This window comes from Prevotella sp. LCP21S3_D2 (genome assembly GCF_052118345.1).
Lineage (GTDB): Bacteria > Bacteroidota > Bacteroidia > Bacteroidales > Bacteroidaceae > Prevotella.
Window position 1 is genome coordinate 1 of the sequence record NZ_JBQKHJ010000035.1, and the last position, 17,204, is coordinate 17,204.

Consider the following 17,204-nt stretch of genomic DNA (forward strand, 5'->3'; position numbering starts at 1 on the left):
GTGGATAGTACCACGACTGTATGGCGAGTTGTGCTCAGAGATATGAGTCACGAAGTCCTCAAAACTCATCTCACGGTCGCTCACTGCGGTAGCATACCAGAGTTTCTTACCAGCGTTCTCTCCACTCTGTGGAGTACGCGTTACTTTACGATACTTACAAGTTCCTTGTCCCATAATTTTTAGTGTTTAATTTGTTAATGATTAATTGTTAATTATAAAGAGAGGTTGATGCCTTTCTTCGAATGACAGTGCAAAGGTACGGCTTTTTCCCGGTATAGCCAAAAAACGCCCTGCAGAGTTCTGTTAAACGGATTTAACATTTGCGGAGAATCCTGTTAATAAAAACAAGTCATATTTTTTAAGATAAGAAAACTATATTCTGTAAATAGTTTCTCTATGTTTTGTGCATCCCAACTCTACGTTTACCTTTTGCGCCATCTACCCCGATTTCCCCCCAAAAGTGGTTACGGTTACAGAAGTTACAGTTTTTCATGAGTCAGTTTCCTTTCCCTTCTTTAGAAGAAGATAATAATATATATAAATTTATATATATTATTATCTATTATTATTACTTACAATCTGAAAGTACTCCAAAACCCTTGTACCCCCTCCGCTGAAAACTGTAACTTCTGTAACCGTAACCACTGTAACCACCTTCGTCAGGTCTTACTGCCAGACCCTGCATTTTGATTGTCAACTAAAAAGATAAAATTATGCTATCCCCAATGCTATCAGATCACTTTTTCTAAAACTTTTCTATGAATTCCTTGCGTGTTTCAAAATAAAGTCGTAAATTTGCTCGCATAAACGAAACAATAATATCATACGGATTATGAAGCAGGTAGAAGAAAGATATATCAGTTTGCTGACCGATTTCGGTTTCAAGCGAATTTTCGGATCAGCTCCCAATAAGGATTTGCTGATCTGTTTCCTCAACAGCTTGTTCAACGGAAGACAGGTTGTTAAGGACGTGATGTATCTGAACCCGGAACACGTGGGAGATGTATATACCGACCGCAGGGCCATCTTTGACGTATATTGTGAAGGAGAAAACGGCGAGAAGTTTATCGTGGAAATGCAGAATGCCTACCAGGCGCATTTCAAGGACCGTTCCCTCTTCTACTCAACCTTTCCTATCCGTGAACAGGCACCAAAGGGGAATGACTGGGATTTCAAGCTCAATCATGTCTATACCGTAGCCCTGCTCAACTTCAGCATGAACGAGGATGCATTCGACAAGGAGAAAATCCGCCATCATGTGCAGTTGTGTGATACTGCCACGCACAAGATATTCTACGATAAGCAGGAATTTATCTGCGTGGAAATCGCCAAGTTCAACAAATCGCTGGACGAGTTGGAAACGCTCTACGACAAGTGGCTCTATGCCCTGAAGAATCTCTACAAGCTCACCCAGCGCCCTAAGGCGTTATGCGACAAGGCCTTCGACCGCCTCTTCGAAGAAGCCGAGATTGCAAAATTCACTCCACAGGAGCAGCGGGAGTATGAAGCCAGCAAGATGGCATATCGTGATATCAAGAATTCGATTGATACCGCCAAGAGAGAAGGTAAAGAAGAGGGCCTGGCTGAGGTAATGGAGAAGGGCCTGGCTGAAGGTATGGAGAAAGGCTTGGCTGAAGGCATGGAGAAAGGCATGGCTGAAGGCATGGAGAAAGGCATGAACCAGCGAAGCTTTGAGATTGCCAGAAAGATGCTGGCAAATGGTATGGATGCAGCTACGGTGATGGAAATAACAGGGCTGTCGGCAGAGGAAATTCTGCTGCTGAAACGAGAGAAATAGATTACAGATATCACGCCCTGAGTTTTCATTCACTGTGCCCCACACGCCCTGAACCAACGGTCACCGGTGCGAAGGTAAGGGACAGAAGTAATACACAAGCAGTACGCCCTGAAAGGGCAGAAGCTCCTAGCCCAGGGCAACGCCCTGGGTATTAATGATATACAAACCAACGCCCTGTAAGGGCAAAAGCTTTAAAACTCCAGGCAAAAGCTTTACAATCTCAAGAAGCTGCGCAACGTGGAGAAGTCATTTCCCCCTTGACTTTGAACTGCTCCATCCATAATAATTGGCACTTTTGTTTGGTAACCTGCCCTTAGCAGTGCCCTTGCGAGTAACCTGCCCATACTTATCTCTATAGACGGTGGTACCTGTATTTCCTGAATGTTTGGTGATGCTAGAACCTGTTTTCTTGCCATACTTATCACGATAAGTGGTAGAAGCCGTTCTGGAAGAGAACAATCCATGACTTGTTGTACTGGTGCTGGTGCCCGTTTTTTGCCCATACTTATCCTTGTATACCGTAGTGGTCTTGCCAAAAGCGTGGGTCTTACTTTCTGATGTTCCAGTAATTTGCCCATACTTGTCTTTATATACAGTCACACTCTTGCCACCTCTTATCGTAGTCTCTGCTGTACCTAGGTCCTCGCCATACTTGCCACGGACAGTTTCTTTGACTGTCTGAGCATCAATACAGGAACTTAGTCCTATGAATATAAGGAATATCAAATATTTCTTCATACAATTCACTTTATTAAGTTAGCGGACAAACCTATCCGTATTTTGCCGGTAAAGATACGAAAAATATAGATATGTTGAATGTTATTTCTAAGATTTCGACTATAAAAGTACAACTTTTCTGTGTTTTCTACCTGTACAGCAACGAAAAGCCCTCTATGATGCCTTTCGAAAGCATGTAGCGTACTGCTAAAGGCCAAAGAAAACTAAAAATACTCCGAAAACTTGTCTGTTAGGCTAATATTCATTTACTTTGCATTTTGAATATTAACTAAATAGATAAGATTATGCCGGATTTTTCAGACACAGAGCGACGACTTATCAAATTAGCGCCGTCTTATCGAATTATTGGAGGTCGGAGTGAATTTTTCTGCCAAAAATTTGGTGTTTCCAAATAAATGTAGTATTTTTGCCCCGATATATAAAACTATAGGCTTATGGTACATGTAAATGAAACAATAGTTATAAAGAGCTCTTCTCCCAAGATGGCAGAATGGGTGAAGAAACTGAAGGCTCATAAAGCTGAGCAACTGGAGAAGTTGCGCAACGTGGAGAAGTGTGACTTTGAATTTCAGTTCTGATGAAGGAGGCGGTCTATTCTTTTTCTAATAGTGCTGGAGATAAATTTTACCTTCGCCTTGCTGCTGATAGTGATTTGTTTCTTTCAAAAGAATTGGCTTCTTTTTTGAAAGATAAGGGTTTTGAATTATGGGGTATTTATCTAGAGAGATTAGGTAACGTCCAAAAGGTAACACCTATGAAACTTTTGAATAAAGTATCTCAATTAATTGCAACATTTTTTATAGGTCATCCTAATGCTATATTGTATTATCAATGTGATGACATCTCGGATGTTCCTATGAGCTTTAAGAAAAAAGAAACTGGAATGTTGGTGCAGGAATATCGTAATCGGCTATTTACTAGTATGTTTGAAAAAATAGTCAGAAAGTTAAATGTCTCAGTTATAGATACTCCCATTTACATTGATGCATGTGGTAACGATGTGTACATTCATTTGATGTCGCGCGAGATACATGCGGATATAGCAGAGATTATCAGTAAGGACATTCATCAAGGCTTTGATAAATAAGCCATAGTGAATGTCCTTGTTTTAGTATCCAATAAGTAAAATTCCTTTCAAAGGTAATTTGATTCTATTTGTAATATACATTGTTTCTAAGAACGGATAGATTCTTTCAAAATCATTGTGATTGCGATAAATATTTCTCACTGCAATCACTAAGTATTCCACGCTAAACATCATAGAAGCTTCGAAAATATCCTTTAAGAATTGGTGGCTCTCAGTGGCCCTGCCAGCTTCTACCTCGATAACAATTTTTCTGTCTGCACTAATGGCATCTGCATAAAAATGTTTGTCTATGCTGTTGTTGCATCCGAAAAGAACAGGTACTTTTATTTTTCCCTCATCCTTCTTGTTTTGTTCTACGCAATAACCGATTTTTTCGAGTTCCGGGCGAACTATAGATAAAACATCATCAGACTTCAAGTCGTTTGTAGAAGACGAAATTTTATCTTCTGCTTTCTTAAATACATTGATAACTTCTTCCATAGGTTCGATTAATCCTATGGAACGTGGAAAGAATTGGTATTGAATGTTTGTATCTTGCATAATTCCGAATCTTATTTTCTAGGCAAAGATAAGGTTTTTTGTCGATATGGCCAAGAGAAAATCCTATTATTTGTATAGCTGTAACTATACATCAAGTAAACTTTTCTTATGTTGTGACTTTTTGGAACCTTGTTTCTGGAATTCGTGTAAGATGCCGTTGTATACTTATTACTATAAGATTATCAGGTATTTGTATAGTTATAGCTATACATTAACAAACTTTGGCCTCCTTTTGGCCTTTATTGGCCTTTTTCTTTACAGAATTATTTGCGCGGAATGTATCTTTGCAATCTCAAAATAACGAATTATGGAATTGCTGATAAAAGAAGTTTTAAAGCGCAAAGGTATATCTGTGAAGGAATTGAGCCAACTGTTAGGCGTAACTAGAGATGCTTGCTATAAATATATCAATGGGAATCCTACCATCAATGTTCTGGATAGGATAGCTAAAGTGTTGGATGTTGATGTAAGGAGTCTGATTAATGGCAGGGACGGGAAGGAGTTCTGTGCCTCAGACGATATTATGGGTAAGGCATAAGGATAGCTATGAATTTGATCAGTTTGTTTTCAGGAGCTGGAGGTCTTGATTTAGGCTTCCAAATAGCTGGTTTCAGGATAATGATAGCAAATGAAATTGATGCTAAGATTTGCCCCACCTTCCGTGCCAATTTCCCCGATGTTCATCTCATCGAGGGAGATATCCGGAAGTTGAGTCCATCTGATTTTCCAGATGAAATTGATGGAATCATCGGTGGTCCTCCTTGCCAGTCTTGGAGCGAAGCGGGTTCGCTGAAGGGCATCAATGATGCGCGAGGTCAGCTCTTCTATGATTACATTCGCATATTGAAGGATAAGCAGCAGCTCTTCTTCGTTGCCGAGAATGTGTCAGGAATGCTGGCTGCCCGCAATGCTGAGGCTGTAAAGAACTTCCTGGCACTCTTCGATGAGGCAGGATATGATGTGAATCTTCAGATGTTGAATGCCAACGATTTTGATGTTCCTGAAGACAGAGACCGAGTGTTCTATGTAGGTTTCAGAAAAGATCTGGGCATCAAGGAGTTTGTTTATCCTACGCCCCAGAGTCATCGCCCTACGCTCCGTGAGGCAATCTGGGACTTGAAGGATTCGGCAATCCCTGCCAGGGAGAAGAATCATAGCAATGGGGATGCATGCAAGGTGCCAAACCACGAATACTTTATAGGTGCATTCTCACCCATCTTTATGTCGAGAAATCGAGTAAGAGCTTGGGATGAACCTGGATTCACGGTACAGGCTAGCGGTCGTCAGTGCCAGCTCCATCCTCAGGCGCCGAAGATGATTAAGGTAGAGAAGAATCTTCAGAAGTTTGTGCCTGGCAAGGAACACCTCTATCGTCGTATGACGGTGAGAGAAGTAGCGAGAGTGCAGACGTTCCCCGATGATTTCAAGTTTATCTATACCGATGTTAATATGGGGTATAAGATGATAGGCAATGCCGTGCCCGTGAATCTGGCTTATCACATGGCAAAACAGATTAAGAGGACGCTTGAATCTAGAGGTGTCAGGAGCAAAAAGGCATAGAAGTTTTTTTTATAGGAGGTCGCAATATGAAAGTAGTTTCATTCTTTTCGGGATGTGGTGGCTTGGATTTAGGCTTTGAACAAGCAGGTTTTGAGGTTATTTGGGCAAACGACAATGACCCCGCAGTATTTGAAACTTATCTTCTAAACCATCCGCACACGTATCTTTGCAGAAAGGATATGCGTGAACTTACTATGGAAGAAATTCCAGAATGTGATGGTTTTATAGGCGGACCTCCTTGCCAGTCTTGGAGTGAGGGTGGAAAGCAGCTGGGCTTGGATGATGAACGTGGCAGGATGTTCTTGACTTACATTCATTTTATCCAAGCCAAGCAACCCAAGTTTTTCGTGATAGAAAACGTGAAAGGCATCTTGAGCGATAAGCATTTTCCTACTTTCAAGAAGATGCTTGGTCAATTAAAAGATGCGGGCTATGTAGTGCATTACCAGTTGATGAATGCAGCGCATTATTATGTACCGCAGGAGCGTTTTCGTGTAATTGTAGTAGGTGTAAGAAATGATATTGATGTTAAATATCAATTCCCTAAACCTGATATCTCTTGTTTCATTACCTTGCGCCAGGCTATTGGTGAAATAACAGAAGAGCCTAGAAAATATACTTTAGAATTGGTGGATATGGAATATGAAAAATGGTTGAATCATGATGTTTACATGGGACCATTTGATGATAGGTATATGGCTAGAAATCGGGTACGTGGATGGAATGAAGTCTCCTATACAATGCAGGCGAAAGCCCGCAACTGTCCGTTGCATCCGCAGGCACCAAAAATGATATATGTATCTAGGGATAAACAGATATTCCGTCCGGGGTATGAGCATTTGTATCGTAGGCTGAGCGTGAGAGAATGTGCTCGGATTCAAACTTTCCCTGACCATTTCCGTTTTATCTATCATGATGTATGTGATGGCTATAAGATGGTAGGCAATGCTGTGCCTCCACGTCTTGGCAGGGCGATAGCAGAGTCTATCAAGGAATGTTTTGCTTCAGTCTTGTCTGAGTCGTGCTCAATACTTGTTGCCACTTATCGTAATGAAAACCAGTTGCGAATGTCCTTAGAAAATAGGCTTTATTATGTCAGGGCTGATTTAAGGGCTGGTGCTATGCGATTTTCGCAGGGCATGAAAGCTCCTCATTATCTATTTCTGCACAAAAGTGGTTCATATATCCTGCTTATCTTAAAAGAAGTAGAACCGAGACTGGTATCATCAATGTATTTGGAGAATCTGGGATTTCATCCTTCTGGTGATCAGTATTGGGTGTTTGAAATCTTGGATGTAGAAACTGAGAACAGAACGGAATGTATAAAAAACTATGTTTCAGAGCATGGCGGTATGAAGATGAAACCCTATATCCTGGAGCTAAAGCTATAAGTCTTTTCTAACTGTACGGTTGAAACGGGCTGAAGACCCGTACTTGAATCACTTGCAAAAGTTCAAGATATAAGACAAAAAGACCAGCCTTACGAGTTTCAGCGTGGCGCTGGAGTAAAATTCCCACCCCTCATGTCGTTCACAAGAACCGTGGAAATGGTAACGGAATTACCTGCCAATCCATAAAAGACGAGGAGAGGAAGTGTAGTGCTAAAATTGCGCACTTTCTCCCTTTTTTTGTATACTTTTCTGAGAATCATTAAAAAAGTAGCACTCTTTTTACGTCCTAAGGAGACGTAAAACGCTTGCGGGTTCCGCCGATTATTGCTAATTTTACACGAATAAAATAAAATTAGCAATGGCTGTAAAGACAACAGAAACAGAAAATACAGAATCTCTGGCTATCCGGTCGGTGAAATTAGCTTATATCGAGAGCATCGGAACTCTTCTCGGTATCATGATTGATGAGGATATTTCTCCCCGAAAATCAATCGTGAAGGATTTTCATGTTGCTTATGATACGATTCGGAAATTCCTAGATTTCGATCCTAACATAAAGTTTGAAACCATTGCAAAATTCTGCTATGTAATAGGTCACTATCTTCATGTTGAACATGAGGCAGTCGACAACTACAAATCTAAAAAGCATATCAAGGATAGAGACGAAAGACTTGCACGCATTAAGCAACTGCAAAGACAATATGAAGAAATCTATGGACCTGGAGCCGAAAAGGTGAAAGATTTGATTAGGAAGAAAGTTGATCTCCGTCAGTATTGTGAATCAGGCCCAGTAAAATAGGTAAAAGATAACATAAACAACAACAAAAACTTAAAAATTGATAAATGAAAGTAATTACATGAATTCTTGAGGTGCTGCTGGTATCGCCAGCGACGTCTAATAGCTGCCTCACCTCGTGAAAATCATGAGGGCTACCTTCTCTAACTAGCTAAGGGTAGTTTTTAGTCACTTCTTCATAAAAGAGATTTAATAAGGGAGTATTATGACTAAAACAATTTTATTTCTTTTGATTGCGCTTTCTAATTTAGGCGTAATCAGCCTGAGTGTATGTATCGTAGTTTCTCTCAACGGCAAGCGCATGTTGGAGATGACTACAAGTGTTCAACAACTAGTTAATCTGCAGAATGATGACAATAAACTTAAATGTTAATTTCGAAAATGCACCAGATTGGCATTTTGGTAACAACATCTTCGGTGGGTCTTCTGATAAAGCATCATCTGGTTCTTCATCAGATAGCAATCTCAATGAAGCTGACTTTGAGGATGTGAATGAAGGTAAGGATAAAGGAGAAGATAAATCTGGTTTTTCTCAGAAAGTTATGCCGCTTCTGCCTTTTATCCCTCAGTTGCCTGAAGAATTAAAGAGTGAGAAGGCGGCAAGAATCCTGATGAGATTATATAAGGAGGAGATTTTAGATGAGAATTTCCAACCACTCAATCTTTCCAATTATCAGAAAGCATATCTTGCTTTTCAGATATCCGTTGCATTGGGGATAAATAATGTATGGAAGGTGTTTTCGAGATTTTGGAATATGAAGCCTTCTGTGATGAGAACCCGTTATAATGATGCGCTTTCTATGCCTTCTATATTGGATTTTGGTGAAAAAATCAAAGAATATTTACGATAATGCGGCTTTTTGGTAAGTAGTACTAGTACGACCGTACGGGTACGCCCCATTTTTTATCCAAAATATCGCCGTACATTTGCCCCAGATTTCAGAACGATACCGGTTCTGAGGTCTGGGGCTTTTCCGTTTCCTATCGCCAGGTTGCTGGGATAGGTTTCCTGCCATGTTGTAAGTGGCGCAGCGTATCAGCCCATCGTTCTTTGACAAGGTTGATACAATTATTTTTTTTACATTGAACATTGAACTTTGAACTTTATGATATGTTCTAAGGGGCTGACTTGCGAAAAGTTCAATTATTTACATTTAATTTTATTATTTATGACAAATTTAATGAATCAGAAGGTGGGGGGCAGCAAGGCTGCTAGCCCTGCCAAGTGTGGTGCACAGTCTTCTAAAAATAAGAAGGTGGCTGCACCTGTGTGTGTGTTTGAAAATCCGGAGTTCGGAATGGTTCGTACCGCTACTGATGAGAAGGGCGAGCCTTGGTTCTGTGCTAAGGATTTGTGTGATGCGCTGGGATATAAGAGAGCTACAGACGCTGTAAGACAGCATGTTAGGTCTAGCGATACGGCGAAATACCGCATTGCTAGAACTGTCAAAAATCGTTTTGGCGTTTCTGAAGGAAAGGTGCAGAACGTGCAGATGAACTTCGTCAACGAGAGCGGATTTTATGCCCTGGTGCTCGGTTCTAAGTTGGCTTCGGCTTTGAAGTTCAAGGATTGGGTTACCTCGGTGGTGCTGCCTCAGATTCGCAAGACGGGCGGTTATATCCCGGTGCATGAAGGGGAGAGCGAGGAGGAGATGATTCGCAATGCCGAGGAGATTCTCCGTGCTACCCTGAAGGAAAAGGAGATGCTGCTGGAGCAGCAGAAGAAACTGCTGCATCAGCAGGAAGTGCAGTTGGGACTTGACAAGAAACTCATCGACGAGCAGGATGTGGAGATCAGACGTCTCAACGGAGTGCTGGATGAGCAGACGAGATGGGCTTCTATCCAGGGCGAGAACGTCATCAACCTGGAGAAGCAGGTGGACGGGCTTCTGCCTAAGGCGATTTACAGCGACAATGTGCTGGATTCCGTTTCGTGCTTCACCACCACCCAGGTGGCGAAGGAGCTGGGTATCACGGCGCAGGAACTGAACCGCTCGCTCTGTGCGCTGCATGTGCAGTATTACCAGAGTGGGCAGTATCTGCTCTATGCGGAGTATGCGCACATGGGACTGGCGAAGAGCCGCACCCGTTATCAAGCCTTTCTGGACCCGAACTGCGACGGAAGAAAGGAGAAGATGGGCAAGGCGGTGACGCATACCTATCTGGTATGGACCGAAAAGGGCAGGAAGTTTATTCACGACCTGGCGCATCGTTACTGGGAGCTCGCGGAGATGTACGAGGTGAAGAGCCTGGGGTAAAGAAGGAGGGGGTCTGCTTCTGGCGGGGGACTTGAGGAAGGGGACCAGGCGTTGGAAACGCCTGGAACGGTGGCTCAGAGGGGGCTTCCTTGCTCCTTCTGCGGCTCCCTTCTTCGCTCCTCCTTCGTTCCTTCCTTGCTCCTTCTGGAGGGGCTTTCTTCTGGAGGAGGGGGGCTTTGGCGTTAATTTCTTTTTAATATTATTATGGACATGAAAAATGAAACGATGCAACATTGGATTGCATTCAATGGGTTCCGAGGGGGGAATAAGGGCAGCGCAAGCTGCCAGCCGCTCTCAGCTTATGACAAGACCATCTCGCTGCCATGGCTGCACGAGATGGTGCTGCAGATTCGTGGCGAGAAGTCCATTCGCAGCGTGGACAGGACTGATGATGCCCAGCTCGCCAAGGCACGACAGAGAATCAAGGGGCAGTTGCCCTTCCGTTGTGCTCACTACTACCGTTTTCTGAAAAACCGTAGATCGCAGAGCAATGCTGACCCTACGGCTTTCCTTTTTCAGACTACCGTGGATGTGGATGATAAGGAGTTTGTGGAGCAGGCGCTGGAGAAGGCGCGCGAGCTGAACTGCAGCGACAGCATCTGGAAAGGGATGCTGCTGCACCTGGAGTATTCTGCAAAAAATAAGCTGCATATCGACATCCGCATGCCGATAGGGATGACCATCGAGGAGACGCAGAAGGCGTATTGTGAGGCGCTGGGCGTGCCTTATGATGAGAGCTGCATCTCGCCCGAAAGAATGATCTATATCACGGATAAAGACTCGGAGATTTACCGCTCCAAGGACTGGTATGGGGTGCTGCCCGCAGAGGAGCTGAAAGCCCGTAGAGAGGCTTTCTTGAAGCGTGGGCTTACGATTGACGGTAAGGGGACGGCTCGCTACAGCTTGCTTGCCGGGGATTGCAAATCCCCGGAACGCCTGGCGGGGGACTTTCAGGGGCAAATACCTAGCGATAGTAATCATAAAGTTCCAAGTTCAAATCTCAAAGTTCAAAGTAATCATAAAGTTCAATGTTCAAAGTTCAATGTTCAAAGTGAAGACAATAGATTTCCGGGCACTAGTGGCGATAACGCTGTTTCTTCTGGCTCTGCTATTCAGCCTGCCCAACCTGGTGATAGCAATCGTGTTGCTGATTCTCATCTCAGCCCTGCTGGAGATGCTCAGAATGCTGGCAGATTGGCAGCCTCAGAAGCAGGTTCTGCCAGTGAGAAGAATCTGATAGCCTTCGACCTGTTTCAGGAATCTGCGGGACTGAAGGGGATGAATATCGATACCATCGGGTCAAGGCACTCCTCTCTGCTCGCCATCATGAGCGCTGGCGCTTCTCGTGTGATGAGTGAGGAGGAGCTGATGAAGGTGGTGGCAGAGAAGATGCCGAGCTATTATCAGGAACCTGACTGCCACCAGCTTATCCATGATTTCTATGCGAAATATGGGGATAGCTCCAAGCCTTTCTCGAGAGACGTGATTCGGGTGAATGCCTTGGCGGAGCAGGCGGCTAAGAGCTTGCTTGCCGGGGATTGCAAATCCCCGGAACGTGAACGCCTGGCGGGTAATCATACAGTTCAAAGTTCAATGTTCCAAGTTCAAAGTAACGGAGTTCAAAGTAACGAAGAAGAGTATCCCGCCCCTCCACCGATGCCGAAGAAGCTGCCGAAGCTGGTGGAGTTACTTATCTCGAAGACACCGGAGATTTATCAGCCGGCCGTGGCTTGCGCCATTTTCCCTCCGCTGGCTACCCATCTCTGGAGAACGAAATTCAGATATATCGATAACGTGGAGCACGAAGCTACCCTGATGACCTGTCTGCTTGCAGGCACTGGTGCTGGTAAAAGTTGTGTACAGAAACCTATCGATTTCATCATGGAGGATATCCGTAAAAGAGATGCCGAAAACCTGAAGCGTGAGAAGGAATGGAAAGAGGAGATGATGCGAAAGGGTGCCAACAAGGATAAGCGCAAACGCCCTGAAAATCTGATTATTCAGGAGATTGATGCCGATATGACCAATCCTGCCTTCGTGATGCGTACCGCTGAAGCAAAGGAACATTTTCTTTATACTTCGCTCAATGAGATTGACCAGTTTGATGCTTTGAAGGGTATCGGCAATCAGCAGTTCCGCATCATGTGTCTCGCTTTCGACCCAGATAATCAATATGGTCAGACTCGTGTGGGAACCCAGAGCGTAACCGAGCGTGTCACCATCCGTTTCAACTGGAATGCTTCCACCACCATTGACAAGGGGCAGCGCTATTTCTCCAAGGTGTTGACCGACGGTCCGCTGAGCCGTATCAATTTCAGTACCATTCCGGAGCGTGATATCGGTGAGGACATCCCGGTATATGGAACCTACGATGATGAATTCAGAAAAGCCCTGAAGCCCTACATCGAAAATCTCTGTATGGCAACGGGGCTGGTGGAATGCGAAGAGGCGTATCGGCTTGCCGAGGTATTGAAGAACGAGAATGCCGAGTTTTCCCGTACCTCGCAGAACCGCATCTTCGAGAATTTCTCGTTCCGTGCCAACGTCATCGCCTATCTGAAGGCGTGCGTGCTCTATGTGGCAAACGGCTACAGATGGGAGCCGGAAATAGAGGATTTCATCCGCTGGAGCGAGCGCTACGACCTCTACTGCAAGATGCGTTTCTTCGGGGATATGATAGCCAAGGAGGCGAGCACTGCAGAGAAGAGTTCAAAGCGAGGACCGGAGAATATCCTGCAGCTTCTGCCCGATGTCTTCACCGAACCGCAGCTGGAAGCCATCCGTCTGGAACACGGACTGAAAGCGCAGGGCTGCAAGAACGTCATCAAGCAATGGATTTATCGCAAGTATATCGTGCGCATGGAATCTGAGGACGGCAAAAACGGTTACGGTTACAGAAGTTACAGTTTTAAGAAGCTCAAATACCGTCATGACGGTCAGGAGCTTGATTCCTAAACTTTAATTAATTGAAATTTATGGAAATTGTATTGAAGCGTATAGCTAAAAAGAACAGTTATACCATCGGACGCCTCTTTATCCTGAAGGATGAGGAGGTAGAGCGGAAGGTGCATTCCTCTTGGGCGCATCCCCAGCTGAAGCGATGGTTTGAACACACGGTAGACGGCAAGCTGCTGTCGGAGGAGAACTATTTCTGCGATACCCTGGAGCCGACGTGGCGCAATCTGAAGGGCGTGGAACTGCAGCCTGAGGAGGAGAACGTGCGCCTGGGCAGGGTATCGGGCAAGAAGGCGCAGAAGATGAAGGGACATACCGCCATCCCCGAAGGCACCTATCCGTTGTTCGTTACCAAGTCGCCCCGTTTCAAGGAGTGGTTGCCGTATCTTCAGGGTGTGCCTGATTTCGAGGGCATCCGCATCCATGCCGGCAACTATCCCGACGATACCCAGGGCTGCATCCTGGTGGGCGAGAACAGGCAGAAGGGCATGGTGGTGAACTCCCGCATCTGGCTGCATCGCCTGAAGAAGTGCATCGGCGAAGCGAGGGGAAAGGGTGAATCCGTCTGGATTACCATCATCTAGCCGGGGGGTACACCTTAATTATATATATAGAAGTTTCGCAGGTTCAGAAGTGTTCAGAAGTTAAGGAGTTAAAGGAGTTAAGACAATAGTCTTTTTGGCGTAGTTTTTTAAGCAGCAAGACATACGTCTTAACTCCTTAATTCCTTAACTCCTTTAACTCTTGAACACTCCCCTTCCTCCCTCCCTTCTGAAGCTTGAACATGAACGAAAATGGCAAAAAAACTAATAAATGTCAAATAATAAGGGTGAATAGCCAAAATATTAAGTATTGTTGGCAAGAATTAGTGTACTTTTGCGACCGAAATAATAACAAATAAACCAAAAAACGTAATAAGACATGGACAACAAACTATTTTTTAAAGAGTCTGTTTTGCCTGTTACTCTTTTTTGCTCAGCATTGATGTTCTCCCCTGTAGGAGCAACTCAGGTGAATGCGGCTACAAATGTAGTACAGCAAGCTAAAACAGTAAAAGGTACAGTTGTAGATAACATGGGCGAGCCAGTCATTGGCGCCAGTGTTAAAGTAGTAGGCACTACCAATGGTGCCGTAACTGATCTAGATGGTAACTTTACTTTGACCAATGTGCCAAAGAATGCTACTGTGGAAATCTCATATATCGGCTATATTGCCCAAAAGATAAGCGTTGCCGGAAAGAGCGATCTGAAGGTAACATTGCAGGAAGATAACAAGGCTTTGGATGAAGTCGTGGTAGTAGGTTATGGTGTGCAGCGCAAGAGCGATGTGACCGGAGCCTTGGCTCACCTGGATTCAAAGGACCTGACAGCGATGCCTGTAAAGGATGCCCTGGAGGGTATGCAGGGTAAGACTGCCGGTGTGGATATCACCAACTCCCAGCGTCCTGGTACAGTGGGTAGCATCACTATCCGTGGTCAGCGCTCCATCGGTGCCCAAAGTACTCCGCTCTATGTAGTAGACGGTATGATTATCCAGAACGGTGGTATCGATAATATCAACCCTCAGGATATCGAGAGCATCGAGGTATTGAAGGATGCTTCTGCTACCGCTATCTATGGTGCACGTGGTGCCAACGGTGTTGTGCTCGTTACTACCAAGAAGGGTAAGGAAGGCAAGGTTACCTTGAACTATGCAGGTACCGTTACCTTCTCAACTCTCCACGACGTAACCAAGATGATGAATGCCACACAGTGGATAGACTATGCCCGACTGGCTGCATATAATCAGGGACTCTATGGTGATAAAAACCAAGACTTTGCTCCTAATTATGAGGGTGATGTGAAGCTTTTCGGCGGTCAGGCAGACAGCTGGGCGAATATCAACCAGGCTTGGGTAGATGGTACTTATCATCCGGAATTGGTAGGCTCTTACGACTGGGCTTCTCATGGTAAGCAGACCGGTATCACCCATGAGCATACACTCAGTGCTTCTGGTGGTACAGATAAGTTCAAGGGTTATGGCTCATTTGGCTATTTAGACCAGAAGGGCGTACAGCCAGGCCAGAGCTATCAGCGCTTTACCCTGAATACATCTTTCGAGGCTAGACCAGTAGCTCCATTGACATTGGGCTTCACCATGAATGCTTCATACGGAACCCAGAACTACGGTTACAACTACAGCAAGTCAGTAACCGGTGCGGGCGATTACTACAATGCACTGAATACCATGATTCCATGGACCGTGCCTTACGATTCTGAGGGCAACTATATCCGCAATCCATGGGCTTACAACGTGAACATCATCAACCCTATCGATGAGTTGAAATACAATACCAACAAGCGTACCAACTTCCGCATCAACGGCAGCGCCTACGCTCAGGTAGATTTCGGTAAGGTATGGGAGCCATTGGAGGGCTTGCAGTACCGCATCCAGTTTGGTCCTGAACTGCAGTACTATCGTCTGGGCATCGCCAATGCTGCTGACGGTATCAACGGCGACGGCAACAACGTGGCTCAGTACAACCCATCCAACAAGGTATCCTGGACACTCGATAACCTGATTTACTACAACAAGACCATTGCCAAGAACCATCGCATCGGCCTGACCCTTTTGCAGAGTGCATCCAAATATCATTCAGAGAATGGTAATATCAAGGCTTATGTAGCGAGTGCAGAGGAGCTTTGGTGGAATACAAGTTCTTTGGGAAATCCGCAGGCTTATTCTACGGGGCTGACTGAAACTTCGCTTGCTTCCTACATGGCTCGTGTGAACTATACCTATGCAGACAAGTATATGTTGACAGCCAGTGTTCGTTCCGATGGTGCTTCTCAGTTGTCTGATGGTCATAAGTGGGCGTCATTCCCATCTGTAGCTCTTGGTTGGCGTATTGATCAGGAGAAGTTTATGCAGAAGGCTGATTTCATAAGCAATTTGAAACTTCGTCTGGGTTATGGTATTTCCGGTAACTATGCTGTATCTGCATACGCTACTCAGGGTGCTGTTCAGAGCAACTACTATGCATGGGGCAGTATGGATCCTACAGTGGGTTACTTGCCTTCTGATGCTTCTGCCAAGAATCCTAACAAGATGGCGAACCTCGACCTCGGTTGGGAGAAGACCAAGCAGTGGAACTTAGGTCTCGACTTCGGCTTCATCAACAACCGTATCAGTGGTAGTGTTGACTACTATCACAACAAGACTACCGACCTGATTCTGGCTACCACCATCCCATCTCTCACCGGTTATACCAGCACATTTGCCAACGTAGGTGAGACTTCCGGTTGGGGTGTTGACCTGCAGTTGAATGCCATCCCTGTGAAGACCAGGAATTTCGAATGGAATACCAGTCTTACCTGGACCATCGACCGCAACCGTGTGGATAAGTTGAACAATGGCGTGAAGGAGAACGTAAACGACCGTCTCTTCGTAGGTGAGGAAATCGGTGTTTACTACGACTATGTATATGATGGAATCTGGAAGACCTCTGAGGCAGAAGAAGCTGCCAAGTTTGGTCGCAAGCCGGGTCAGATCAAGGTGAAGGATGTAAATCCTGACGGCAAGATTGACGCCAACGACCGTCAGATTGTAGGTAAGGTTCGTCCACGCTGGTCAGGCGGTTGGCACAATACCTTCAGCTACAAGAACTTCGAGTTGTCTTGCTTCATCTATGCCCGTTGGAAGTTTACTGTAGCCAAGGGTGCAGAAACCCTCGGTGGTATGTATGCTATGCGTGATGTGGATTATTGGATTAAGGATATCAATGAGGATGCCGAGTATTATTCTCCAGGTTCTCAGGGACAGAATGCCGATACTTTTTCTGGCTCAATGAACTATCAGGACGGTTCGTACATCAAGATGCGTAACATTTCTCTGGGTTATACCTTCCCTAAGAATATGACCAGCAAGTTGGGTATGAGCAATCTCAAGGTTTATGTTCAGGCTATGAACCCATTCACTATCTATAAGAAGTGTAAGTGGCTTGATACCGACCTCTTGAGTTATGATAACAACTCTACTTCTTATGGTTCTGGTACAACCATCAAGAGCTGGGTTATCGGATTAAACATTGGATTCTAAATAC

Annotated in this window: 14 protein-coding genes; 12 read left to right on the forward strand and 2 right to left on the reverse strand. The window is 44.7% G+C overall.

Features of this window, described 5'->3' with window-relative positions:
• Window positions 1-832 precede the first annotated feature (832 nt).
• Entirely contained in the window at window positions 833-1,798 is a 966-nt protein-coding gene (locus ACTQ16_RS14945; RefSeq protein WP_441938146.1) for an Rpn family recombination-promoting nuclease/putative transposase, read from the forward strand.
• A 246-nt stretch (window positions 1,799-2,044) separates the two neighbouring features.
• On the opposite strand, the gene ACTQ16_RS14950 is transcribed toward ACTQ16_RS14945, so the two are convergent.
• Window positions 2,045-2,536 carry a hypothetical protein gene (locus ACTQ16_RS14950; RefSeq protein WP_441938148.1) on the reverse strand — a complete coding sequence of 164 codons (492 nt, stop codon included), beginning with the start codon at window positions 2,534-2,536 and terminating at the stop codon, window positions 2,045-2,047.
• 434 nt (window positions 2,537-2,970) lie between these two features.
• Here ACTQ16_RS14950 and ACTQ16_RS14955 point away from each other — a divergent pair, with 434 nt between their 5' ends.
• Together ACTQ16_RS14955 and ACTQ16_RS14960 are read left to right on the forward strand one after the other, a co-directional pair.
• Window positions 2,971-3,114, forward strand: coding sequence for a hypothetical protein (locus ACTQ16_RS14955; protein ID WP_158577403.1), 144 nt, complete (start codon window positions 2,971-2,973; stop codon window positions 3,112-3,114).
• On the forward strand, window positions 3,114-3,623 hold the full coding sequence (locus ACTQ16_RS14960; protein WP_218421265.1) for a hypothetical protein: 510 nt from the start codon (window positions 3,114-3,116) through the stop codon (window positions 3,621-3,623). The genes ACTQ16_RS14955 and ACTQ16_RS14960 overlap by 1 nt, the downstream gene beginning before the upstream one ends.
• A gap of 21 nt (window positions 3,624-3,644) precedes the next feature.
• Here ACTQ16_RS14960 and ACTQ16_RS14965 read toward each other — a convergent pair whose 3' ends face one another.
• On the reverse strand, window positions 3,645-4,163 hold the full coding sequence (locus tag ACTQ16_RS14965; RefSeq protein WP_441938150.1) for a hypothetical protein: 519 nt from the start codon (window positions 4,161-4,163) through the stop codon (window positions 3,645-3,647).
• Window positions 4,164-4,470: 307 nt separating this feature from the next.
• On the opposite strand from ACTQ16_RS14965, the gene ACTQ16_RS14970 reads away from it, so the two are divergent.
• The 9 genes from ACTQ16_RS14970 (at window position 4,471) to ACTQ16_RS15010 (ending at window position 17,200) form a co-directional block, all read left to right on the forward strand.
• Window positions 4,471-4,701 (forward strand): helix-turn-helix domain-containing protein, encoded by a 231-nt coding sequence (locus ACTQ16_RS14970; protein ID WP_317585018.1) that lies wholly within the window; start codon window positions 4,471-4,473, stop codon window positions 4,699-4,701.
• Window positions 4,702-4,709: 8 nt separating this feature from the next.
• The gene (locus ACTQ16_RS14975; protein ID WP_441938152.1) at window positions 4,710-5,723 is read left to right on the forward strand and encodes a DNA cytosine methyltransferase; all 1,014 of its coding nucleotides are present in this window, start codon (window positions 4,710-4,712) and stop codon (window positions 5,721-5,723) included.
• A gap of 26 nt (window positions 5,724-5,749) precedes the next feature.
• Window positions 5,750-7,114, forward strand: a complete 1,365-nt coding sequence (locus ACTQ16_RS14980; RefSeq protein WP_441938154.1) for a DNA cytosine methyltransferase — start codon at window positions 5,750-5,752, stop codon at window positions 7,112-7,114.
• 358 nt (window positions 7,115-7,472) lie between these two features.
• Window positions 7,473-7,913, forward strand: a complete 441-nt coding sequence (locus tag ACTQ16_RS14985) for a hypothetical protein (protein WP_295346094.1) — start codon at window positions 7,473-7,475, stop codon at window positions 7,911-7,913.
• A 344-nt stretch (window positions 7,914-8,257) separates the two neighbouring features.
• Window positions 8,258-8,761 carry a hypothetical protein gene (locus tag ACTQ16_RS14990; RefSeq protein WP_294971268.1) on the forward strand — a complete coding sequence of 168 codons (504 nt, stop codon included), beginning with the start codon at window positions 8,258-8,260 and terminating at the stop codon, window positions 8,759-8,761.
• Window positions 8,762-9,079: 318 nt separating this feature from the next.
• Window positions 9,080-10,168: a BRO family protein gene (locus ACTQ16_RS14995; protein ID WP_294971266.1), complete on the forward strand. Its 1,089-nt coding sequence runs from the start codon at window positions 9,080-9,082 to the stop codon at window positions 10,166-10,168.
• A gap of 204 nt (window positions 10,169-10,372) precedes the next feature.
• A complete protein-coding gene (locus tag ACTQ16_RS15000) occupies window positions 10,373-13,123 on the forward strand; it encodes a hypothetical protein (protein ID WP_441938156.1) in 2,751 nt (916 codons plus the stop codon).
• Window positions 13,124-13,143: 20 nt separating this feature from the next.
• Window positions 13,144-13,707 carry a DUF5675 family protein gene (locus ACTQ16_RS15005; protein ID WP_441938158.1) on the forward strand — a complete coding sequence of 188 codons (564 nt, stop codon included), beginning with the start codon at window positions 13,144-13,146 and terminating at the stop codon, window positions 13,705-13,707.
• 400 nt (window positions 13,708-14,107) lie between these two features.
• On the forward strand, window positions 14,108-17,200 hold the full coding sequence (locus ACTQ16_RS15010; protein WP_441938165.1) for a SusC/RagA family TonB-linked outer membrane protein: 3,093 nt from the start codon (window positions 14,108-14,110) through the stop codon (window positions 17,198-17,200).
• Window positions 17,201-17,204 lie beyond the last annotated feature (4 nt).